15 protein-coding genes are annotated in these 23,983 nt (G+C 62.9%); 11 read left to right on the top strand and 4 right to left on the bottom strand.

Features of this window, described 5'->3' with window-relative positions:
* The first annotated feature begins 23 nt into the window (after window positions 1-23).
* The 4 genes from FB389_RS10835 to FB389_RS04345 all read left to right on the top strand — a co-directional run bounded on the left by FB389_RS10835 (window position 24) and on the right by FB389_RS04345 (window position 7,146).
* On the top strand, window positions 24-149 hold the full coding sequence (locus FB389_RS10835; RefSeq protein ID WP_281282022.1) for a hypothetical protein: 126 nt from the start codon (window positions 24-26) through the stop codon (window positions 147-149).
* 179 nt (window positions 150-328) lie between these two features.
* The gene (locus FB389_RS04355) at window positions 329-3,961 is read left to right on the top strand and encodes a bifunctional glycosyltransferase/CDP-glycerol:glycerophosphate glycerophosphotransferase (protein WP_142111539.1); all 3,633 of its coding nucleotides are present in this window, start codon (window positions 329-331) and stop codon (window positions 3,959-3,961) included.
* Between the two features lie 401 nt (window positions 3,962-4,362).
* Complete coding sequence (locus FB389_RS04350; RefSeq protein WP_170207870.1) at window positions 4,363-5,505, top strand: glycosyltransferase; 1,143 nt, start codon at window positions 4,363-4,365, stop codon at window positions 5,503-5,505.
* Window positions 5,506-5,775: 270 nt separating this feature from the next.
* A complete protein-coding gene (locus FB389_RS04345) occupies window positions 5,776-7,146 on the top strand; it encodes a bifunctional cytidylyltransferase/SDR family oxidoreductase (protein WP_211344948.1) in 1,371 nt (456 codons plus the stop codon).
* Window positions 7,147-7,178: 32 nt separating this feature from the next.
* On the opposite strand, the gene FB389_RS04340 is transcribed toward FB389_RS04345, so the two are convergent.
* Window positions 7,179-8,105, bottom strand: coding sequence for a polysaccharide pyruvyl transferase family protein (locus tag FB389_RS04340; protein ID WP_142111536.1), 927 nt, complete (start codon window positions 8,103-8,105; stop codon window positions 7,179-7,181).
* A gap of 210 nt (window positions 8,106-8,315) precedes the next feature.
* On the opposite strand from FB389_RS04340, the gene FB389_RS04335 reads away from it, so the two are divergent.
* Window positions 8,316-10,070 carry a CDP-glycerol glycerophosphotransferase family protein gene (locus tag FB389_RS04335; protein WP_142111535.1) on the top strand — a complete coding sequence of 585 codons (1,755 nt, stop codon included), beginning with the start codon at window positions 8,316-8,318 and terminating at the stop codon, window positions 10,068-10,070.
* A 101-nt stretch (window positions 10,071-10,171) separates the two neighbouring features.
* On the opposite strand, the gene FB389_RS04330 is transcribed toward FB389_RS04335, so the two are convergent.
* Both FB389_RS04330 and FB389_RS04325 read right to left on the bottom strand, forming a co-directional pair.
* Entirely contained in the window at window positions 10,172-13,732 is a 3,561-nt protein-coding gene (locus FB389_RS04330; RefSeq protein ID WP_142111534.1) for a CDP-glycerol glycerophosphotransferase family protein, read from the bottom strand.
* A gap of 136 nt (window positions 13,733-13,868) precedes the next feature.
* Entirely contained in the window at window positions 13,869-14,585 is a 717-nt protein-coding gene (locus FB389_RS04325) for a TIGR03089 family protein (protein WP_142111533.1), read from the bottom strand.
* A 337-nt stretch (window positions 14,586-14,922) separates the two neighbouring features.
* On the opposite strand from FB389_RS04325, the gene FB389_RS04320 reads away from it, so the two are divergent.
* From FB389_RS04320 to FB389_RS04310, 3 genes are read left to right on the top strand one after another with little or no spacing between them, the layout of a single operon-like run.
* On the top strand, window positions 14,923-15,177 hold the full coding sequence (locus FB389_RS04320) for a WhiB family transcriptional regulator (protein WP_170207964.1): 255 nt from the start codon (window positions 14,923-14,925) through the stop codon (window positions 15,175-15,177).
* Window positions 15,146-18,346, top strand: coding sequence for a glycosyltransferase (locus FB389_RS04315; RefSeq protein ID WP_142111531.1), 3,201 nt, complete (start codon window positions 15,146-15,148; stop codon window positions 18,344-18,346). The genes FB389_RS04320 and FB389_RS04315 overlap by 32 nt, the downstream gene beginning before the upstream one ends.
* The gene (locus FB389_RS04310; protein WP_142111530.1) at window positions 18,343-20,031 is read left to right on the top strand and encodes a DUF5719 family protein; all 1,689 of its coding nucleotides are present in this window, start codon (window positions 18,343-18,345) and stop codon (window positions 20,029-20,031) included. The genes FB389_RS04315 and FB389_RS04310 overlap by 4 nt, the downstream gene beginning before the upstream one ends.
* Before the next feature lie 104 nt (window positions 20,032-20,135).
* Here the strand turns inward: FB389_RS04310 and FB389_RS04305 are convergent, their stop codons facing one another.
* Window positions 20,136-20,570: a metallopeptidase family protein gene (locus FB389_RS04305; RefSeq protein ID WP_142111529.1), complete on the bottom strand. Its 435-nt coding sequence runs from the start codon at window positions 20,568-20,570 to the stop codon at window positions 20,136-20,138.
* A 169-nt stretch (window positions 20,571-20,739) separates the two neighbouring features.
* Between FB389_RS04305 and FB389_RS04300 the strand changes: the two genes are divergently transcribed.
* The 3 genes from FB389_RS04300 to FB389_RS04290 all read left to right on the top strand — a co-directional run bounded on the left by FB389_RS04300 (window position 20,740) and on the right by FB389_RS04290 (window position 23,959).
* Window positions 20,740-21,126 carry a DUF3499 domain-containing protein gene (locus FB389_RS04300; protein ID WP_142111528.1) on the top strand — a complete coding sequence of 129 codons (387 nt, stop codon included), beginning with the start codon at window positions 20,740-20,742 and terminating at the stop codon, window positions 21,124-21,126.
* Window positions 21,127-21,178: 52 nt separating this feature from the next.
* Entirely contained in the window at window positions 21,179-21,310 is a 132-nt protein-coding gene (locus tag FB389_RS10830) for a hypothetical protein (protein ID WP_281282021.1), read from the top strand.
* A 63-nt stretch (window positions 21,311-21,373) separates the two neighbouring features.
* The gene (locus tag FB389_RS04290; protein WP_170207869.1) at window positions 21,374-23,959 is read left to right on the top strand and encodes an N-acetylmuramoyl-L-alanine amidase; all 2,586 of its coding nucleotides are present in this window, start codon (window positions 21,374-21,376) and stop codon (window positions 23,957-23,959) included.
* Window positions 23,960-23,983 lie beyond the last annotated feature (24 nt).

The raw sequence follows: 23,983 nt of genomic DNA, 5'->3' as shown, positions 1-23,983 counted from the left end.
GCGAACATTGATAGCGTTGCTCCGTGTCGCTATCGATCCGCCGCGCCCATGCGTTATCAGACTTCCCTGATTTCTCTGCCGCCCAGGCGGTCTACAACAGCACCTGCGCCGAACACGACTATATTTCGCGGTTCGTCGCCGGTATCTAACGGCACATAACCGCTACAGTGAACAAGACGTTTGAGGCGGCGCAACCGATAAGCGAACGAAGATATGTGCTCGTTTAACAAGCTATTTATGGAAAGTCTCACATCGTACGAGCGTGCCGTCGCGCTTGGAAATATGACAACGTAGAATCGGATAAATCCGAAGATCAACGAGAGTAGCAATGAAATCAGGAACGGCATTCAAACGCATCGAAACGAAGGCTAGGGGAATCTATCGCCGTGCACGAAGAAAAGCCGGTCCTGCACGACAAAAACTGCTGAAATATCGGTTCGTCAAATCTATGCGATTACGACTAGGTGGCCACCAGGCGCCCGGTCGTGTTTCTATCGTGGTTCCCGTTTATAACGTAGAGAAATATCTTGCGGAATGTCTCGATAGCCTGCTCGACCAAACGTATAAAAATATTGAAATCGTTTTGATCGATGATGGTTCTAAAGACGGGTCAACAGCGATTGCTAAGAACTACGCAAGTGAGCATAGCTCCATAAAATATCGGCGTCAGTCGAACCAAGGGTTGAGTGCCGCACGTAATAATGGTGTTCGCGTAGCGAGTGGCGAGTATCTGATGTTCATTGATTCGGACGACACCCTTCACCGATCCGCGATTTCAACCCTCGTCAAATCGTTGAAGGCCAGTAAATCAGATTTCGCGGTTTGTGGGTATCAGCGCCAGCGGGCAGGACGTACCGTTAACCCCGGTTCATGGATCGTGGACGCTATGAAATTCGGTGAATCGCGTGTCTCGCCTTCTGACCGCCCTTCGATTATGGTGAACGTTGTAGCTTGGAGCAAACTGTATCGTCGTAGTTTTTGGAATAGCGCGAGACTCAAGTTTCCGGTTGGCAAACTTTATGAAGATCAGGTTGTGGCTGCGAGAGCCTACTCTTTGGCAAAATCCATTGACATTATCGAACAACGTTTTGTGAACTGGCGAATCAGAGACGAGGAAAATAGCTCAATCACGCAGCGGGCCCGCGAGGTAGATAACCTGCGGCATCAAATCGCCGCCTGGGATGACTCTCTCAAAGTGTATCAAAGACTCAAGGGATCTGAGGTCGCGAATATTCGCCGACTCCAGATTCTCCAGAACGACATTCCGCGCCTTTTGCCGCTGAACAGAGAATCTGTGACTTCGGAATATCTTCGGACAATAGCTGATGCAGTTCGCCGATACCTGGCTCACGTCACGCTGGACTCCGACACAGATATTTGGGCGACCGTTCGGCTCGCGTATTATCTGCTCCAGAATCGTTCGTACGCTGAATATTGGCGTCTGATGAAATGGGCGCAAGGATCGCTGCATGACAGCGCGGTGAAGTTATCTGATAGCGGTGAGACTGTTTTGCGCCTGTCGCCGAGATTCCAACGGATTGCAGACGAGGCAAATCTGGACATGCGGTTGCCTGCGCGTGCCCGGCGTGGTCATGTGCATGTGCGTAGTGTTGTCTTTTCTGACCATGCTATTCGCATACGGGCGCATGCAAGGATTGCCGGTGTTTCAAGCGCCAATAATCCGCCTCATTACAAGGCCACTGCCGTGAATGCTCGGACCGGAGAGACGGTTGTCGTCGATGCGCGTAGGGTGGCTGATCCGTCCGCAAGCGTGGAAGGGGCGATCGCGCAGGTTCCTTCGGTCGATAGCGCGGTCGAATTGGTCGTGGACTGCCGGCAGCTGACCTCAAGCGGCTCCTGGAGGCTGCACCTGATCATCTCACAAGGGGGTTACGTCTTCGACGCTCCCGTTTATGGCAACACCTCCTTTCCGGTCGATCGCCGGTTAGCGATCGACTATGGGGATCGCGCTTACGATCTCAGATTGAGCGCCAAATATGGCCTGGCCATCAACGTCAGACCCCTAAGGCTATTGGTCGAATCCGTGGCGCGCTCGGCTTTGGGCGACATCGCTGTCTTGCTACGTGGGGCCCAACACGCCGAGAAGTGCTTGCTACGGGTCGAAATTGACAAGGATAGTGTCTTTGAGAGCGACTGGATGCGGTTCGAGGGATCCGATTCCGATCACGTGGTGAAAATCCCCGCTGGTTTCGTCGAAGAGTGGGATCGAGTGCGTGCTATCAACGGTGCGTCGGTAAATTGGGCTGATCCCTCTATGGGAATGACACTTTCGGCGGTTTCACAGGACGGTCGATCCTGGCCAGTTGGTGTGCCGATGGAGGGCACATCGAACTTGGGCGCCTACCTTGCCGCCGAGCGCTACAGGGGACGCACCGCCCGGATCGTTGCGTTGCCCGCAGCCATAAGCATTGATGACGTGGCTCAGGCAGACGATGGATCAATTCTCATTGAAGGGGAGTACCCGCCCCATTTCCGTAACGAACTGAGCGTGATCATCGAAGGGCAACGAATCCGATCCGTGGCCCGAGCAGTACGCGATGGCGAGCGTTTTCGAGTGAAGCTCGATCTTAGTTCCGATCGCTGGGGTTCGCCGTTGAAGGCGCTCGATCCCGGCGCGTACACGCTGCAATTCGCGGATAGCGATGGCGATCTCTTTACTAGACTGGATATCGCGGAGCATCTCGCGGACACATTCGTCGTATCGCCGCCGTTGTCACCTGGGGCGATCACGTTTAACAGTTGCCGCGTGCAGGCAAACCTGGATGTGAACAGTTACCTCGAACCCGGTGATCGTGGCACAAGAAACCAACAGCGTAACATCTCCCGATACCAAAAGGCAATCGACACCGGTGTTCAGCAGGACGCGGTCTTGTTCCGAAGCTATTACGGCGAGAAAAGCACCTGTAATGCACTAGCGATTCATGAGGAGCTCTATCGCCGCGGAGCCGACCTTCGGCTCTATTGGGGCGTACAAAGCCCAGCGGTTGCTGTCCCTGAAGGTGGGATTCCAGTTTTAATAGGAACGCGCGAGTGGTACGAGATTTTCGGATCAGCCGGAGTCTACATCGATAACGTGCATCAACCCGATTACTCGCGCAAACGGCCAGGGCAAATTTTTGTTGAAACCATGCACGGATACCCGTTCAAAGAAATGGGTCTTTCGTATTGGCGGCATTTCGGATATAGCGAGCAGCGAATCGAGTCATTCCTTCGACGCTCCGCCGAATGGGATTTTTTTGTGTCCCCCGCGCCATACGCTACCCCGCTTCTTCGTAAAGAGTTTGGGTTTGATGGTGAGACGCTCGAAATCGGATACCCAAGAAACGACAGACTTGTTCGAGGTCCGAAAGTCGGAGAACGTCAGTTTTTGCGTGGACGTCTCGGCATAGCCGATGATGCAAATGTGGTTCTATACGCGCCTACTTATAGGGACGCGTCATCGACAAACGAATTTCAATCGACGATGAATCATTTCGTTGATTATGCAGACATTGCCTCGGCGGTCAGTTCAAATACCGTATTTCTAGTGCGCGGACACCACATGAATGCGAGGGTTTCGACACGCTTGCAAAGTGCGCCGAATGTGATCGATGTTACGCACTATCCCGAGATCGGAGACCTCATAGTCGCGTCGGACGTCGCAGTTCTTGACTACTCCTCCCTGCGCTTTGACTACGCCTTAACGGGAAAACCTATGGTCTTCTTGGTTCCAGATCTCGATGAATATTTGGCAGGGCGGTCGTCGCTACTTCCGTATCTCAATACTGCGCCGGGTGACATAGTTACCGATCGCGCGGAACTCATCGAGGCGCTCGTTGAGATTTATAACGGGCGAGATCCACATGGGCAGGATCGCCGGGCATTCGTGAAGGAATACATGCCGTTGGAAGACGGGAACGCAAGCGCAAGGTTCGTCGATCGAGTCTGGGGGAATCTGTAAAGATGAGCCGGTTCATAGGTATGACTATCCACAAGCTGGGTCTCGAAGCGGGAGGTATGACGCTCTCTATGCTGAGAAGAGCCTCTCTCTTCGCGAAGCACGGTTGGAGGGCCGCGGTGATAACGACGGAGCCGAGGCCTGGATACGATCACGTGGCCAGGGTTTTCGCCGATCGCGGGGAGTTATCGGACGGCGCCACGATCATAAATATTTGGGACTTTGCACGGTCATACTACGAGCCACATCCAGAAGGCGCAGCTCCGGTCCCTTCTGCTTCGAATGACTGGTTCGGAGTCCCAATAGGTGGGGATACTGCTAGCCTCCGCTATTTTGAGAAGGGTACAAACGTCTATCGGGAGTACTGGGACTACGATCGCTCAGGAAGGCTGAGATTTCGGGACGTGTTTGATTATTCACATCGTCGCCTTTCTCGTATCGAATATGATCATTCCGGTGCCCCGTGGCGTCAATCAGACTTTGACGCCGACGGCTCGAGAATTCGTCAAGATCGGTTTTTCACTCGCTCGGGCATTCCTTTCATAACGCGGTGGTTCAACGTCTCTAACGGCCAAGTCGATCGGGCTTTTATATTTCCACTGATGTCGTTGAGCGCGATCGAGTTTAAGTCGCAGGCTGAATTGCAGGCTCACATTTATTCTCTCATTTCAGAGGGTTCCGATGGTTTGCCTGTTTTTGTCGGTGACGGGATTGGGAGCGTGGACAGTTTGCGCCTGTTGCCCTCGCAGAAGACGATTCGTCTCATGTTCTTTCATAGCAACCACTACTCAGGCAGTCGCGCACTGGGAGCTCGCGTCAAGAGCGACCACTTGCGTGTCCTGCGGGCGGGCGGTGACATCGACGGAATTGTCGCATTAACTCCGCAGCAGGCTGCAGATATTCGTGCGGAATATCCGAGCGCCCCACCTATTTTCGTCGTGCCGCATTCACTGCACTTCACCGACCGCGTATCAGATGCAGGGGTGCGAAATCCATATCGAGTTATATTTTTAGGACGCCTTGCCCCTGAAAAGCGTGTCGTTGAAATAGTTCACGCTTTCGCGCCTGTTGCCCGGCGCTTTCCACAAGCGGAACTCGTGATCGTCGGCAGCGGGCCAACCTGGGAAGACGTGGAGGCGGCCGTCGCTGAGCTTGAACTCGTTGACAGAGTGACCTTCCGCGGGTGGTTGCCGCGAGCCGAAGCCGAACTCGCTGCGGCGGGGATGATGGTGGTTGCCTCGGACTTCGAAGGCTACGCAATGACAATTGGCGAGTCATTAATTCAAGAGACTCCTGTCGTGTCGTTCGATCTGCCCTACGGTCCCCGTGCACAGTTGGGGGATTTTGGTGGGTTGCTCGTTCCTTATCTTGACTTCGCGGCGCTTTCCGACGCGCTCTGTGCGCTGATGGCGGATCCTGCCCGTGCGCGGAGGCTTGGGGTGCAGGGACGTCAGTGGGTTTTACGGGCGCGGGGGGAGTCGCGGGTTTTTGCTACGTGGCTGTCTATATTCGAGGAATTAGATGCCCGTAAAGGGGCAACGGGCTGAACCCCCAAACCCCCGCGATAGTTGTAGCGCAGGGTTTGCGGTATGGCGTTGTCACAGCACGGGGAAGGGGCCACATGTGTCGGGGGCGCCCGGGGGCGCATCGGCGATCCCGCGCGGGGCTGGTTCCCGATTGTATCGGGACTACCTCTACGGCGATCAGTGGGCGTTTGGGTTTCGGCGCACGCGCGGCACTCCAGGCTTGTCCACTACGATGGACCTGCAACGAGGCGCCACCGGGGGCGCCAGAAGTCTAATAGTGAGGCCTATATCGTGCGGACAATCGGAGTAGTGCTGGCGGGCGGGATCGGATCTCGTTTGGGGCTGAGCGTTCCCAAGCAACTGGTCAAGATCGCCGGAAAGACCATTCTCGAGCACACAGTCAACGCTCTCAACGAGTCCCCCGAGATCGACGAATTAATCGTCATGATCACCCCGGGATGGTCCGAGAACGTGGCGACGCTGCTTGGCGAACGCTTCGGCAAGCTGACCCGGATCCTGGAGGGTGGCAACACTAGGAACGAGACCACCCAGCGACTTATCGACGCGCTCGCCGAGGACGCCGCGAGTGAGGGAGAGCTCAAACTCGTCCTGCACGATGCCGTGCGCCCGTTAGTCGACAACCGGATGATCGCGGCCTCGGTGGCCGCACTTGACGAATTCGGGGCGGTCGACGTAGTCATCCCCTCCTCCGACACGATCGTCGAGGTCGATGAGGACGAGGTCATCACGTCCATCCCGCCGCGCGGCCGCTTGCGGCGCGGGCAAACCCCGCAATCGTTCCTGTACAGCGTTCTGAAGAGCGCATACGAATTGGCGGCGAACGATCCGGACTTTGCGGCCACCGATGACTGCGGTGTCGTCCTGACGTACCGCCCCGACGTGCCGATTAAGACTGTCGAGGGTGCAGAGCACAATATGAAAGTCACCCACCCGATCGACCTGTACATCGCCGATAAGCTCTTCCAGTTGGCGAGCCAACCCGCGGCGCAGGTGGATCTTTCGGAGCTAAGCGGCAAGGTCATCGTCGTCCTCGGCGGATCGTATGGAATCGGCGCCGAGATGGCTCGCATTGCGCGATCCGCGGGTGCGATCGTCGAAGCGCACGGTCGTTCGACCACCGGCCTGCACGTCGAATCGGAGCAGTCGATCGCTGCCGCATTCCAAGCGGCGCACGACGCGCACGGGAGGATCGATGCGGTGGTGCTCACGGCCGGGGTATTGCGTATGGGGCGCCTGAACGAGACGACCCCCGAAGAGGTCGCGCAAACCGTCGAGGTTAACTTCCTGGCTCCGATCCGGGTGGCGCAGGCCGCGTATCCGTACCTGAAGGAGTCCCGCGGACACCTCCTGTTCTTCACCTCCTCGTCGTATACGCGGGGGCGCGAGAATTACTCGCTGTATTCCTCGACGAAGGCCGCGGTGGTCAACCTCACCCAGGCGCTCAGTGAGGAGTGGGCGCCGGTTGGCATCAAGGTCAACGTCATCAACCCCGAGCGGACGGCGACGCCAATGCGGTCGAACGCATTCGGCGAAGAACCTCCCGGCACGCTGCTGTCGGCGGAACAGGTGGCGGACAGTGCGCTCGCGGTCCTGACTACGCAGTCGACCGGGGTCGTCGTCGACGTGCGCCGCGAGGATTAGGCGCGGTCCGCTGGGCCCGCCCGCGCTTGGCCCTACTTACGTTCAAGTAGCGGGCATGTGTCGAGCAGTGCCTTGAAGTTGAACTGAATCGGTCGCCCGTCGAAGCAGAGCTTTGCGAGTACTCGCTTGACGGTGACGGGGGCACTCGTGAATGAGAAGTGTTGGACTTTGCGGAACTTATTGACTGTCGCGAAGTAATCGTAGAACTTGAATTCTCCGCCCCGTGGCGTCCCCGACGAAATCCACGCGCTCGGGATACCGTAGGCGTCGGCGATAATCAGGCCATGCAGCGACGACGTAACGATGCGCTTGCACGCCAGAATCTGCCGCAGCGTACCTTCGATATCGGTGGTGTCGAGCGTTATGTGCGCGACGCCGGGCCCAAATTCCGCTGCCTGGCGGTTCCGTTCGGACCAACGGGTCACCATTCCGACCTCATGCGTAATCTCCACCCGAGGGAAGTAGAAGGCGGGCGTCAGCAGGGCGGGGTCGCCGTAGATTGCCGGGATCTTGGCGCCGAAGTGCTGTAGGCGCGAGCGAGTCAAAGGTCCGCGCACGGCCGCGTAGGTGGCCGATGGGCAGATGTCTTCCTCGCCCTCGGTGCCGAAGGAACCCGTCCCCCACACTACGGAGTTGGGTCGTATGTGCTTCGCAATCGATCCAATCGCGACGTAATGCGGGATGGTGCGGTCCGCCAACACGACCTTGCGGCCGCTGATCTGCTCGAGAATCCAGGGCGAGAGCAGGTCCCCAAAGTTGTCGTTGACTAGCCACCACCGGGCGGGTACGTTGCCGTCCGCGTCAACCAGCAGCGACCTTGACACCTGATAGCGGTCCAGCAGATCTTGGTGCAAGAGCGACCCGCCACGTGAATTGTCGCGGATCCGCGGCTGCGGCTTGGCGAGGCGTATTAGCGTGTTGCCGGCCTTGGTCAAGGCGCGGCTGAAAAAGCGGTTCACTCGGTTCCCCCATGCGGTTCGGACGAAGCAACTTTACCCTACTAAACAAGTCGGGTTTAGCGGAAATGGAGGGGGTCTAAACGATGCTGTGCAGCCCCCTGCGCACTCGATCCTAACGCACAGGAAACTCGCGGGCGCCCGCGCCCGCAAGATACGCTAGTGGCGTCGCTCATGGCAACTTAGCAAGGTCGGAATCTACGAAAGACACGAATGGCTGCCCCATCAATGGTTCGCAAAGCAAGTAAGACCCTGCGTCGGATTCTGCAGCGCGGGTTGCGCCGGGCCACCACGCGCTGGGACGCATCGGTCGTGCTGATTGCGGTCTGCGTGGCTATGGGGGTGGCGTGCACCATATCTGGCGGGCCGGTTACGGCCCGCATCGGTGCGGCCTTGGCCGTCATCTGTTGCGGGGCGATCGCCCTGGGATCGCCCGAAAGGCTGCGGGACCGTTTCGGCACCCTTCTTGGCGTCCTGCCCGCGATCGTAGGCCTGGTGTTTCTGGCTTTCGTAAAGACCGCGGTGCCTGCGTTGGCACTGGCTTTCTGCCTGCTGATCGCGATCGCCGCCTGGTGCCAGGATTTCCATGCGCCGGTGCCGCCGTTGGTGCGAAATCTCCCGGGTGCCGACAGCCGTTCCGTTCCGCAATTTCCCGCAACCGTGCGGGCGTTCACACGGTGGGGCCTTGCCGCCGGAGTGTGGGGAACGGCCCTGTGCGCACTTGTCGGCGCGGGGACAGCCGGTTTCGCGTGGGGCGCCGGGTGGTGCCTCGCCATGGCGCTCCCTGCGGTCATCCAGGGCGTTCGAAATCGCGCGGCCGGACGGTCGATTCGCCGGGCGTTGGACGCGTATTCCCCCGTCTTTGCCATGCCGTACGCGGGTGGTGCCATTTTCCACATCGAGATGTGGGAGCGATACATTCGCGCCGCGGGTCTGCCATACATCATCGTCACGATGCAGGAACGAACGCTGGACCTCTTGGCCGAGGCGACCGATGTCCCAATCATCGTGCCGGCCGAAGCGAGCGTTTTGGCGGTCCGCGAGACCATGCCCGCCTCCCTCAAGGCCGCATTCTATGTGCACAATTCCGGCCTCAATACCCTCTTCTTTGCGGCGGCTCCCGGCGTGGTCGATGTGTTCCTGCATCACGGGGACGGCGATAAGCAGTCCAGTTCCAACCCGAAGTCGCGAAAGTACGACATCTTGTACGTCGCGGGGCAGGGGGCAATAGATCGATACGCGATGCGCGGAATAAATATCCCGCGCGAGAAATTCGTTATAGGCGGTCGCCCGCAGACGGAAACAATTGAAGTCGCCGATCGGGGAATCTTAGGGCTGCAAGTGCCGACCGTACTGTACGCCCCGACGTGGGCGGGTCGGCCACCGAATGATCACTTTTCCTCGCTGCCCTGGGGGCCGCGGATAGTCCAACAGCTACTCGATCGCGGGGCACGGATCATTTTTCGGCCGCACCCCGTGAGCCGGCGCGCGCATGACTCCCGTGCGATCATCGAATCGATCGAGAAAATGCTGGAGCGGGCAACTGCGACCACCGGTATCGAACATATCTATGGCGCACAAGCGGAAACGCAGTGGGGCGTAACCGAGGTCACCAATGCATCCGACGCGATGGTATCGGACGTATCGGGAATCGTCACCGACTATATGCAGTCAGGCAAGCCCTTCGCCATGGTCACGACGAACTGCACTGTCGAGCAGTTCCGCGCGCAATACCCAACCTCGCGCGGCGCCTACGTGATCTCGCTGGTCGAGCCGCAAACCATGGAGTCGGCACTCGATGACATGTTCGGTCCCGACACCCTGCACGACCTGCGATGGCGTCAGCGCGATTACTACCTGGGCGGATTCAACGGCGACTTGCAGCCGAGCCAAGCCTTCGTCGGGCTTCTCAACGAACTCGCCAACGACCAACCGATTACCCTCGACCCCTCGGGGTTCAACAGCTGAAACGAGCGCCTAATGAGCCCGCAGGCGCCGCCTGGCGTTTGGGGGCGGCGGCCGGCGCGGATGCCGAAGGCGCGACGGGTTCCCGCAGGCGCCGCCCGGGGTCAGGGGCGGCGGCCGGCATCGATCAGGCGGCGGGCTTCGTCGAGGAAGTGGTTGGCGTAGTTTTCTGGCGGGTAGTCCCCGAGGTAGTACTTACGCATTGCGACGCGATCGGAGGCCAGCGGGTCTGGGCCGAGCAACTGGTCCAGGATCTCGTCGAGATTATTCAAACTACCGTCGACCACGTAGCCGCTCTGCGCCGCGGGCACCTTCGCGAGAAGCTCCTCGCGCGAAGCGCCCATCGCCATGACGGCGAACGGCTTGACCGACTGAAGATAGTCCGAGATCACGGCGGAGATGTCGCATATCATCGCGTCGGAAGCGTTGAAGCAGTCAACAATCGACATGTCGGATTCCGCGGTGCGGCCCCACAGGTGCTCGCGTCCTGTTTCCCCAGCGTCACGCGCCAGGACTTCTTGCACGTCCTCGATTAGCCCGCAGGCGACGGGCTTGGTGTAATTCAGCGGGTGCGCGCGGAAGATGACGCGCACGTTGCGCTGTAGTAGGCGTTCGATCAACGCGGCGGCGACCGGGAGCGAGTAAACGTCGGTGTCGGAGTACGGCCCGATCCAGGTCGGCGCGTACAACACGGTTCGTGGCAGAGATTCGTCGCGCTCTGCGCGCACCGGCTCGATGTTCTCGACCTGCGGGCGGCCAACGATCTTGAACTTGTCGCGCGGGATCGACACCCCGTGGCGCGCATAGCGATCGATGCCCGCCTGCCCGGCCGCAAAAATGTATGAGTAGATGGCGTGGACGGGATTGAAGCAGGCGGGCTTCTCGGAGTCGCCGTGATTGAGCCAGACGTTGACCAGTTGCGCGCGCTCCACCATGTGGGTGTTGCGGACCGCGTTGTTGACGTAGAACACCGTCGAGAGCGAGGCGGCATCCACATCGTCCAGTGAGCGCAGGGTGGGGCTCAAGACGACCGGAGCGCTTGTCATCGACGCGATCAACTGCCGCATGCGTTCGCTGCGCGTGACGACGACGTACTTTCTATCGATCCGGTCGAAGTAGTTCGCCCACATTCCATACTGGTAATCGGCACCGGTCGTCGCCCCGAAATACACCGCGAACTGAGGCCCGTAGCTTTCCACGAGATCGTGCAGTTGCACCCTGTCCGTCGCCGACCGCCACGCCTGCACGATCCCGTAACCGAATACCGAGGCGTTAGCCAGCGCCGCCAAGACAACTAAAATGCCGACCAGCGTCGGAGGCAATCCGCTCGAGGAAAGGGCGCCGACCGCGAGAGTTACCAAGGCCACCAAATAGGCAACCAGTGTTGTGATGCCCGCGAGCGCAACAATGAGGGGGCCGGAGGTCGCCGGAACCCTGAGCCCCGGCAGCCCGGAGGCGACGGCGCCGCGAAAATCAACAAGGAACGCGGCGCAGGCCACAACCAGGGCCAGCGCCGGGAACGCGAAGAACTTATCGGCTCGAAGAGCCACGTCGCCCGGCAGCGCGAGCGAGAAGGAGAGCGCGATTGCCAACCAGGACGCTGCCTGGGTGCCGTATAGCGTGCGCAGGGGCACCGAGCGGGTGCGGTGGCGGCGGGCAACCTCGATCAACCCGCCCAATACGAAGACCGTCGCCGCCGCACTCCACAGCCAGGATGGATGCACAACGGACGCGGAGGCGATTGTGACGGGAAGGATCTGCCGCAAGAAATTGCGCATGACGGTCAGGCGCAGCCCGCCGCGGGCCATGAGTAGCAATCTGCCGACGGCGGTGGTGGCGCCGGATGCGGCGGCCTCGTCCTCATCATCTGCGCCTTGGTCGGGCGAATCGGATGCATCCGAATCGAGGTCGTCCGGGGCGGCGGAGTTTTGCTTTGCAACGCCCAAGGCTATGGCGTCGATGACCGCCTGCGGGAAAACCTGGTCGTAGGTTTCCGCCGGGAAATCACCGAGGTAGTACGAGCGGGTCTGCCAGCGGGCAGCGAACTTCTCATCGGTCCCGAGCATGTGCGTCAGGACATCGTCAATGTTGGTCAGGGCGTCATCGATCACGTACGCGCCCTGCGCGATCGGATACGTCCTCGCGAAGGCGTCCGGCGGCTCGCTGATTGCCACCATCGCGAACGGCTTACCCGAATACAGGTAGTCGGAGACGACCGACGACACATCCGAAATCATGGCATCGGACTCGTTCATGCACTCGATGGCGTTCAAGTGCTTTTCCGCGGGCGCCCCGAACGTGTGCTTTCGCTCACTCGATTGCTGATCGGACGCCAGAATCTCGTGGATTCGCGCGATTGTGGCGGCGTCTTCCGGGAATTCGTAGCTGAAGGGGTGGGGGCGGAAGAGGACGTTGACGTCGCGCGCGATCAAGGCGCGCACGATCCCCTCGCCCAGGTGCAGCGACTGGAAGGCCGTCGCGCCGACGTGCCCGCGCCAGGTCGGCGCGTAGAGCACCGTCGGTCGCTTGCCGGCCGGCATCCCCGGGCCCGACACGACGTCGATGTCAGTGGCCTGGGGCCGGCCGACTATCACGAACTTATCCCGCGGGATTGACACCCCGTGCGCCGCGTAGCGGTCGATGGCGCCCTCCCCGGCCGCGAAGACGCGGTCGTACATGGCGTGGGTCGGGTTGTACGACGGCGGCTTGTCGGAGTCGCCGTGCCCGATGTAGACGTGGGCCACGCCCGGGTGCCGCACGAAGGCGTTGTTACCCGACGAGGCATTTACGTAGAAGGCGGCGCCCATGGAGGGGGTCAGGACCCATTCCAAGGAGCGTTGGGTGCGCAGCTGGAGAACGGGGGCCGCGGTCATGGCGGCGATGGGTTCGGCTGCGTCAACGCTCCGCGCGACTATCAGGAAGCGCTTACCCGTTCGCTCAAAGTAGGGAAGCCACATGGCAAGTTGATAGCTCGCGTCGTCGGGACGCGCGGTGTACAAAATGAACTCGGGGTCGTAGGCCCTGATGCTCCGGATCAGCTGCGCCTGGGTGCGCCCCAGGCGTAGGTTGGTCCACGCGATGTGGCCGGCGGTGGCTAGTCCCAATGCCGTTGCCAGCGCGGCCCCGGTCAGCCACCACAGCGCGGAACCGGTACACAACGTGCCGATTCCGGCCAGCGGTGCGATCCATTCAATGATGAGCAGTGCGTCGCGCCAGTTCACCGGGTTCTTGCTGTCCTTATACCCGGGCAGGTGGCGCACCCAGATGGTGGAGCGCCTGGACGCGGTAACGATGGCGGGACCGCCCACCTGCAACAGCAGGACGACGCAGATAAGGACAGCGGCCGCGACCCGCTGCGATCCGCCGGCCATCTGCGCCGCGGCGAAGCCGGTCAGCGCGTTCGCCGAAAACGATGCCAGTTGCGTCACGCCACCGGTTTCGCGTTCCGTCCCATAAATGTTCAGGGCGACGCCCGCGAGCAGCAATAGGGGCCCGCACGCGCTGACCCACTGGGCAGGCGCGCCGATCGCGGCCAGCCACACGGCATAGATGCCGAATCCGGCCCCGACAACAACGGTGAGGAGCACGGCCAACAGCGGGACGATTTGACGCGCCGGGCTTGGGGCGGATTCAGGCTCGGCCTGGTGTGGGCGAATGTGAAGCACTGGTGGTCCTTGCTACGGGATTTAGAAACGTCGTGCGGGGCGGGGCGCGGCGCGGTGCCGAACTGCACCGAAGGGCTTCCTATGGGCGCACCTGTTCGTGCCGCGAACCCGCCCCGCCCAGTCTACTTCGGTGGCCTTATCCTAGATGCAGAGCCGCGTTTTCGACCCGGGCAACGCTCTCGATCGCGGGGTCGTCCAGCGCCTGATCCGAAACCACCACCGCCGCCGCTCCGCGCGCCCACGTCGAGATGACGGAGCGAACGACGGACGCCGTCGGAGCCGTCCGCGCGTCGATAACAACGCGTTCCGATTCGAGGTCGTGCAGCGACGAGCGCCCCCAGTCGTCCAGATCCCAAAAGGACGTGTCGACCCCGCCGTGCCGCACGGCGGTCAGGTCGGCATTCGTTTGCGGGACGTACCCGAGCGCGTCCGCGCTTCCCATGACGGCCGGGCCGGCGTCTATGGCCCCGGGGGGCAGGTCCTCCTCGAACCGCCGTGCAAGAGACGGCAGCGGGACGGCCACGATTTCGTCGGCCCGCTCGACCCACGCCGCAGGATTCGATGTGACGGCGATCGGGGCATCGCCGTTCGCGATGACGGTCGCGCCGCACGTCCACGCGCTGAGGTACCACACCACGGCCCGCCAGTGGGGCGGGATGTCAACCGCGATGTGGGTTCCGGGGTGGGCGTCGAACTCGTCGATGAGAAAGTTGGTTGTCTTGTTGCGCCAGTTCAGTAGAACCGAGCCCGAAAGCTCGATGCGTTCGCCGCCGTGTCCATACCAGGAAAGTGCCGGGCGCTGGCCAAGCGATTGCAGGGTGCGAACTGCGTCGATGAGGATCTTGGTAGCCACGGGAAACCATGATAGTTCGCTGTGAAAATGATCGGGGTCGGGACGCAAAGGGCCCTTTCGCGATGTGATGCCCGCAACGACATTCTCTAGGACAAAGTACCCGCAGCGGTTGCGAATTCGATCGAGTAGGGCAAAGATGACATAGATGTAATTTGGCGGCTAAGATGACATCCTGCGTATCATCTCGCTCGACTTCGCGGCGGGCAGCGGTGCGCGCCGCCGGCGGGTGCGGACTCAGGGCTAACGAAAGGGGAGTGTGCGCGTGTGGAACATTCTTGACCCAAACGGGCCATTGCCATCCGATGCCGACCGCCCCGCAACCCCCGCGCAACTCAACATACTCTCCCTGATTCACGGCGATGAGGGATACGACACCGTCGAGTCGTGGCAGGATCGCGCGCTGTGCGCGCAGACGGATCCCGAGGCTTTCTTCCCCGAAAAGGGCGGGTCGACGCGCGAAGCGAAGCGGGTATGCGTGCGCTGCGAAGTGAAGGCGGAGTGCCTCGAATACGCACTCGAGCACGACGAGCGATTCGGGATTTGGGGGGGCTTGTCCGAGCGTGAGCGCCGCAAGCTTAAGCGTCGCGCCTGACGGCACTCAGCGTATCGACCAGCGCGTCGCTGCCATTATCGTCGCACGCGGGGTGTCCCCCTACGCGCGGCGGACGATCCGTGCAACCTTCAACCAGACACTCCTGCCGGGCACCATTATCGTGGTCGATGTGGCCGACGATCCGCGCCCCGAGGCGGTGCTGGCCGACCTGAAAGTCCCGGATGGCGTCGCGGTGATCGCCGCCACCGGGGCGGGTTCCAAGAACTTCGGCTCCGGGGTTCGAGCCGGAATGCGTGCCGCCGGGGCCGCGGCGCCCGCGGACGGATGGTTGTGGCTGCTGCACGCGGATTCGGCGCCCCTTCCCGATGCGCTCGAAAGGTTGCTCGAGGCGGTTGAGGGCTCCGACCACGTGGGATTGGCTGGATCCAAACAGGTCGTGTGGAATCAGCCCGACCGGCTCATCGAAGCGGGCTACACGGTTTCGGGGGCGGGCCGGCGACTGACCGGAATAGAACCGGGTGAAATCGACCAGGGCCAGCACGACGACCGCGAAGACGTGTTGGCGGTCGGGCTGGCAGGGAGCCTGATACGCCGCGACGTATGGGACGAACTGCGCGGGACGGACCCCGCCTTGGGGCCGTTCCGCGACTCCCTGGATATCAGCCTGCGGGTACGCAGGATGGGCCGTCGGGTCATCGTCGTGCCACGCGCGATGGTCGAACACGCGCAGCTCGCGTTGCTGGGCACGCACGGTCCCCAACCGCGCAACGAAGAGGCACTATCCCGCTCGTTTGGTGCCCGGTTGCGGGCGTGGATGTACGTGCGGGCGGTTCACGCTCCCGCGATCGTGGCCTGGCTACTGCCCGCGTGGTTCCTGCTGTGCGCCATACCACGGGCACTGTGGCGGGTTACCGTCAAGCAACCCCTGGAGGCAATCGACGAGGTCCTTGCCCCGCTATGGTTCCTCACCCAGCTTCCGCGAATCGTGTTAGCGCGGCACTCGGCGGCGCGCACCGCCCGCGTCCCGCGTCGTTCACTGCGCCCGCTTTTCGCCAAATCCTGGCAGATAGCTGCCGCGGACAGAGACCAAAGACTGGCGCGGGCGGCGGAACGCCAGCGGCTGCGACGCGGAAACGAATTGGAGTGGACGGCGCACGTGAGCCGCGCTCGGCGCAGGCGGACGGCAATGGCGGCGACGATTGCTTCGCTCATCGTGTACGCGGTGTGGGGCCAATGGAACCTGATCCCGGCGTTGTGGTCGGGCGCCACGGTGACGGGCGGGGACCTGCTCCCGGTTACCGGTGGGTGGTCGCAGTGGTGGACCACGGTGTCGTCCGGGTGGAATACGCAGTCTTTGGGCTCGGCAGCCCCCGCAGATCCAATCATCGCCGCGCTGGCGCCCGCCATGGTGCTGACCGGCGGTTCGATGAGGGCCGCGGTTGCCCTGCTGCTCATTGCAGCGCCGATCATCGGAGCCATCGGAGCATGGTTCGCCGCGGGAGCGGTGAGTAGATCGTTGCCGGTTCGCGTCTGGCTCACCGCCGTTTGGGGTACTTCACCTCTGCTCTTCGGCGGCCTGGCGACGGGAAATCTGGGAGCAACGCTTGTTCACGCCACCCTGCCCTGGTTCGCATTGGCCTTCGCCAATGCCGTGGGGGTGGCTGCCAGGGACCCGGATGAGCGCGGCGTCGAAGCGTGGGCGGGTGCCGGTCGCGGCTCACTCGTCGCCGTGGGCGGCGCGGGGCTATTCATGGCGCTGGTGTGCGCCGCGGCCCCCGTGCTTTTCGTTCCGTTACTCATCGTCGTGTTCGCGACCGGCATCGGCGCCCGCCGCAATTCGTTGGCGGGCCGGGGCGGATGGTGGCTGGTGCCCCTGCCGTCACTGGCGCTCTTGGCCCCGCTGTTGTTGCGGGCAGCCGTGACCTGGCGGGCGGAGGGATGGCGCATCCTCCTGGCATCGCCCGGCGCGCAGCAGCCCCCCGAACTCGCCGTGTGGTGGCAGCGACTCGTTGGGGTGGTGCTACCGGAAAACGGCACCGCCGCGCTCAACACCCCCGCTTTGGTGCTTGCCATCCTCACCGGCGTCCTCACGATTGCGCTCGCCGCGGTGGGGTTGTTCCGTGGCGGGCAGCACGCCGCGACGGCACGCCGCGGGTGGGCGTTGGCGGCGTTGGGACTGGCGATCGGTTCGATATCATCCGCAACCGTCATCACCGTATCCGGAACCTCATTCGTCGTCGGGCAGCCGGGACCGGGCCTGTCGCTGGCGGCGGCGGGGGTCGCGATCGCCGCCGCCGGTGGCGCAACCGGCCTGGGTGTGGCGGCGTCACGGTTCCCGTTCGGGTGGCGGCAGGTGAGCGTGGGGACCCTGGCCGTGGCCTGCATCGCGGGTCCCCTGGCACTGGGGGCGGTGCAAAGCCGCGCACTGCAAACGGACCCGGCGGTGGCCGCCGTTGAACGGGCGCAGGTTCCGGCGATCGCTCAGGCTATGCAGCAATCCGACAAGCAGGTACGAGTGCTCGCACTGTCCGGCTCAAAGTCGCACCTGACCTACCAGCTATTGCGCTACGACGGGCCCCAACTCACGCAATCGTCAGCCGTCGTTGCCGTGTCGCGCCTGCGCGCCGAATCCGATCCACTGGCCGCGGCGGTGGGCAGCCTGGCAGGATCCGCGGGGGCGGACGTAGTGGCGGACTTGAGTAGATTCGGGATCGGCGCGGTGCTGCTCGACAAAGCAAGCGGGCAGTCCTCTGTTATCGCGGATCGGGTGGATTCGGCGGTCGGCATGCAACGCGTGACACAAGGCAAGAAGAACGTCGTGTGGCGTGTCGTCAATGCCTCCGATGGCGAATCGACCATAGCCTGGGCGACGCTCGCCGATAGCATCGATGGGGCCATCCTGACCGCATTGCCGGCCGCGGGACTGGGCGTGACCGCGACAATCGAGCCGGGCGATGCTAGAAGGGTTCTGCAGGTTGCCGAGGCCGCAGCGCCCGGGTGGCACGCGACTCTCAACGGTCGCGCCCTAGAGCAGGTGGAGCGGGCGGACGGCCTGCTCGGATTCGCGGTCGGCGCCGACGGTGGCACGCTCCGGCTTTCCTACGAAAGAGAATCGAAGCGCCCGTGGCTCGCGGCGCAGGCGGGTGTCTTCTTGGTGTTCGTCCTGCTCGCGGTGCCTGTCCGACGGCGGATCGGTGAGCGATCATGACGAGTTTGAAATCGGTTGCAGCAGGAATCGGTCTCCTTGCGCTGGCGGGCGTCGCGGCGGTGATCCCCTATGTCGAGCAGGCGACTGGGCACGCGTGGGATGGCAAGACGGAGCTTGGCACGACCTCGGTTGAGGTCACGCCCTCGGACCGCGTCATCACGTGCCCCGGCCCCGTGCCCGAAGTAACCGGGACATCGGACGCCGACGGCGAGCAGGGAGAATCCCACCCGGTCTCGTCGTGGGTGGTCGCTGAATCTACCCCGGGGGCGGTAACCACCCTCGCGCCGCTGGCCGACCGCGGGCAGGACGGCGCGGATACCGCGACGAACCCGGCCGTTACCGGCAAGGCGCCGATTGCCGTGGCCTCGCAGCTCGCAGCAAGTTCACCGCTGGTAGCGATGACGGCAATCGGATCAGCATCCGACAAGGCGGCGGGGGCGCCGTCGGCTCGGCCGGCGGCCGCGACCGCATCGTGGGCGAACTCGGGCGATCAACGCGGATTGGTGGCCGCCAACTGCCGGTATTCGAGCGATGAGCACTGGATCGTCGCCGGCGACACCGAACCGGGCACGACCTCTAACCTCGTAATCGACAACCCTGGTTTGACGTCCGTGACCGTCAACGTCGAACTGTGGGGCAGCAGCGGTCCGATCGCCCTATCCGGGCCGTCCGCATTCGCGGTTGCCCCGGGAGCGAGCCAGACGATGCTGCTCGCCGCGGTTGCTCCCGGCGAACGCCGCATAGTCGCGCACGTCACGACCGACGGCGGTTACGTTGATGCCTCGATTTCCCAAACGACTCTCGACGGTCTGGTCCCGCTCGGCATAGATACGGCGCTGTCGGGTGCAACACCGTCCCGCGTGCAAGTCCTAAGCGGGGTGCGGGTCGACGACAGCGAGATAGGTTCCGCCCGGGCGGCCACGCTCCGCCTGCTCGCCCCAAACGCCGATACCCACGTCAAGATCTCGTTGCTGACGGCACAGGGTCTTCGTATCCTGCGCGGCGCGCAAGAAGCGACGCTAACCGCGGGAGAGGTGACGGACATCTCCCTGGGAGGCTTGGCGCAGGGCCTGTACTCGGTGGTGATCGTCGCCGACCGCCAGGTGGTCGCCGGCGCGAAGTCTGTGGTCAAGGGCCCCCAGGTCACGTCCGGCGAGGGCTCCTTGCAGGTCGATATCGGCACCTCGGGGGACTTCGCGTGGGTTGGGTCCACGCCGGCAACGGGAACTGCGGCCGTCTCGCAGGTGCTGGCAATACCACCGGGCCTGACCGGCGACCTTGTCCTAACCCGCGTCAATGCCAATGCGGATGCGGCGGCCTCGTCGATAAGTAAGCTTCCCATCGTTGGTGACGACGATGCGAAGACCGGCGCGCAGGGGGTCGAGCGCCGCGATGTCGAAATCCAGGCCTACGATGCCGGCGGCGCAGCGCTGGGTAAGACGGCCGCGAAGCTCGGGTATGGCGGGATAGTGACCGTTTCGATGTCATCGCTAGGTTCAGGCGGGCAGATCGCCGCTATTCGGGTGACGTCCCCTGCCATCGCGGCGAGCGCCGGCGATGAGGTGTTCGCCATTTCCGGGGTGGTCGCGGCGGCCGACACGCAGGGAACGATCGCATCCATGCAGGCTTCTGCCACCCCCGATACCGAAACGTCCATTGCCGTGACTCGGGGGACGCTGGGCTAGCGGCGCGTCGTCCGCCGCTGAACTGAATCGCGATCGAGTCGCATCGCGCGGTGCGCCGGGGTGGCGGTTTGCTGCTGTTGGCTGGGGTCGAGGCGGGGACCGCGCTAGCGGTCGTCCTGCGGGTACGTCGGGTCGATGTCGCAGGGGGCGACACCGAGCAGGACAGCGACCTGCTCGACCACGAGGGCCCGCACGATGTCGGCGAGGTCGTGGCGGTTCGGCGCTCTCGTTTCGATGGGGCGCCGGTACAGCACAATGCGCGCGGCCTGCCCGGGTTCTGCGGGGAAAAGCCGCGCGAGGGGCACGCCCTGGCTCTCCCAGGGTGCTGGATCGGATGCGGGGACGTCTTCGACGGCGAATTCCGTGCGCCGCAACTCCTTGGACCATCTACGTTCAATGTCGGTGACTACAGCCACGACGGTATCGTCGAATCGTTCGGCGCGCGTGCGATACGCGGGTAGGGCAGGCGGGATCAGCGGTCCGCGAATGCCCCTGCCGCGGCGGTCGCGCAACGACCTGGTCGAGGGGCGAAATGTCATACGTTTGAGTGTAGACCGGTGCGGCCCGCACGGCGCCGCGCGAGTTTTCCCCGCGAGCGTCGTTCCCGCGCCAACTTTCCCCGCGCGCACCACCAAAACCCGACATATTTCGCCCGAAAGGTGGCGTGGTTGCGAAGGTCGTCACACTTGAGCGGGTAACGTCAGTGCTGTGATAGTGAATCGGCCGTGTTCCCGTTCGGCTTGTGGTCGGCCCGCAGTTTCGACGCTCACCTACGTGTACGCGGATTCCACCGTTGTGTTGGGGCCGCTGGCGACCCAGGCGGAACCGCATAGTTACGATTTGTGTGAGGTCCACGCCGGACGGCTGACCGCCCCGCGCGGCTGGGAGGTCGTGCGCCTGGAAAGGCCCGAGACAATGGCCGATCAGCCCGCCGCCGAACAGGCCCCGCAGCGGGGTTCGGATGACCTCACGCGCGTCGTTGACGCAATCCGCGAACCGCCAGCCCCGCGGCACAAGGCACCCGACCCGGTCGTTCAGGCAACCGAGATAACGCGCCGCGGTCACTTGCGGATGTTGCGTGGGGAGAATGCCTGAGGCGCCGGTGCGCTACGAGTGCGCACGTTGCTCCGGGCGCACGGTGACAACAATGCCGCTGACGTTGCCCGACGGGCGGGACATGACCTTTGTGACGTGCCACGTGTGCGAATCCAATGTGTGGGTGGACGCCGACGGTGCCAGGTGGACCAAGGACCAGTTATTCGCCGCGGCGCGCAAGTGATTTGAGACTCGCCGTATATCTGTTACTGATGTTACTGGTGTGTCCGTTGTTACTATGCAGTGTATGCGGCGATTCACCTCCCTCCTGTCCACTTTCATCCTGACTGCGGGCGCGTTGGCGGTTCCCGTTGCGGTCCTTCCGCGCACCATCGCGCAAAACGCGGAACCAACCATTACCACCAAGGCCATCGCGGGGATCGATAGCCGGGCCAGCAAGGACCCGCTCGCCCTGGCCGCCGTGAGCGAGGAATCGGCGGATCTTGCGCCGGATGCCGCCCCCGAGCAGGCAGGCAGGCTCACCGCTTTGACCGCACAGGTCCAGACGGGGAACTTCATGGTTGCGGGTGTCACCTGGGATGGTGCAGCGGAAGTCACCCAGGTAGCGTTGCGCCTGCGGGAGAACGAATCGTGGGGATCTTGGACCAATCTTCCGGTGTCCGATGACGACAGCGACACCTCTGGGGGCGCCGATCCCGCGCGCCACGGCACGGAGCCGCTAACCAGCGCTGGCGCAACGGGATACCAGGTGCGAGTGATGACCGCGGACGGAATCGCCCCAAGCAACCTACAAATCGAGCTGATCGATCCGCACGTCACGCAGGCCGATGCCGCGGTGGTTGCGGATGCAACCGGGGCTGCGGCGCAGGCGGCGGACTCACGCGACGTCTTGCAGCCGCAGGTAATTACCCGCAGCCAATGGGGCGCAAATGAGAAGCTGGGCGGCGCGTGGAACGCGACCTCCAATGGCGTCAAATCGATCTACATTCACCACACCGCGGGCGCCAATTCCTACACCGAGGCGCAGGCTCCCGCGCTCGTGCGCGGCATATACACTTACCACACCTCCGGGATGAAGTGGGCGGATATCGGCTACCAGTTCCTGGTCGATAAGTTCGGCAACATCTATCAGGGTCGCCGAACCGCCGTCTATGACACGCCGATTGGGGCGCAGGCGGGCGGCTACAACACCGGCACGATCGGCATCAGCGCCATGGGCAACTACGAAACAGTGCAGCCAACCAGCGCCTTGATGACATCGATTACGCGGGTGGTGGCCTGGAAGGCCTACCAGTACGGAATCGATCCGACCGCGAAAACCAAGCTGACGACAGGTACCAGTTCCAAGAGCACGACCCGCGCGGCGTTCGGGCAGAAGGTGACCGTGCGGACGGTGCAGGGTCACCGGGATACGAATTACACGTCGTGCCCCGGGAAGTACCTGTATACGAAGCTGGCGCAGATTCGCAGCGATGCCAAAGAGCTTATGGACGAGGCCACCATCAGCTCCGGAACGCCCATCGATGACGCACCGGCGCCCGTCGGCATCTCTGCGTCGGCAGCGACAACCCCCGTGCAGTGGGCGGCCAGCGCCACGTACAAGTGGAAGCCGGTGACGGGGGCCTCGTCCTATCAAATCGTTACGCAGGGGTCGAGTTCCTATCGATCGGGCTATCCGAGCAATTCCACCTGGACCGTATACAAGAGCGTGAAGGGGACCAGCGCTAGCGTCAAAATCGCCAGCACTGCAACCAAAGTGATCGGCGTGCGAGCCATCGACAAGGACGGGCGGCGCGGCCCGATCCGGGTGCTGGCGACATCAAGCAGGCCAGTGCTGGCGGGATCCATACTGCGATCATCCGGATGGAAGAAAGTCAAGAGCTCCAAGTATTGGGGGAAGTCGGCGCTGCGCTCCACGTCCGCGGGCCGCACCCTGCGGGTCAAATCCATCAAATCTGCCAGGTACGTCGTCCTGCGTGGCGTGCGCGGTGCCGGCGCTGGCACGGTGCGAGTCTCGCTGGGCGGCTGGAGCAAGACGGTGAATCTGGCGAGCGGCACGGCAAGCAAGAAGGCATCGATAGTTATCAAGCTAGACAAGGCGAGGTCCGGGACGCTGACGATCAAGACCCTGTCGAAGAAAAAGGTCTACATTTCCGGGATCGGGCTGGGGCGCACCAAGCGCGCAACGGTGGCCGCCAGGCTCGCGATCCCCACCGCGCCGGCGGCGGCCGTGGTGCCCGCGGCGGGCTACCTGCGCAGCGGCAAGCAGACCGTGAGCTGGCCCGCCTCGGCGGGGGCGACCAGCTACGTCGTCTACGTGCGCAGGCTCACCGCCAAGGGCACGGAGCTGGGGTCGTGGCAAAGCTCGTCCACCACCAAAAAACAGGCTGAAATCGCATTGGATCCGGGGGAATTCGCGCAGGTCGCCGTGCTGGCCCGCAATGCGCAGGGGACATCCGCGGCCGCCCAAATCGTGAGCGTTGCGCGGTCGGTTGATTTGTCGTTGGCGACGCTAAGCGGCGGCTGGAGCGTGAGTCCGGGCGCCGACGGGACACTTGTTTTGGGCTCCAAATCCGCGGCCGGAACCGCACAGCTGCCAACGACCGCGGGCGTTACCGGACTTGCGATCGAGTACGCCGATACGCCGGAATCGGGCGACGGCGCGGAGCCGGGCGCGGATGCCACCGCCACCCGGCAGGGCGTTGTGACCGTGCGCGACACTAAGGGACGCCTTGCCCTGGTTGATGTGGGTTCCCAGGGCGGGGACGGCCCCGGCACCATCACCTTCAGCCGGCCGGCGGTCGGCGCCGTTTCGTTGACCACGGATGCTGACGCAATCGTGTCGCTGCGGGCGGTGGCCCCGCTGCGGTAGCTCGGTATGTCCGGTCGCGCGTTG

It is taken from the genome of Rarobacter incanus, assembly GCF_006715765.1.
Taxonomy (GTDB): Bacteria; Actinomycetota; Actinomycetes; order Actinomycetales; family Cellulomonadaceae; genus Rarobacter; species Rarobacter incanus.
Note: the sequence above shows the minus strand (reverse complement) of the source record. Positions and strands in the feature narration are given on the sequence as shown.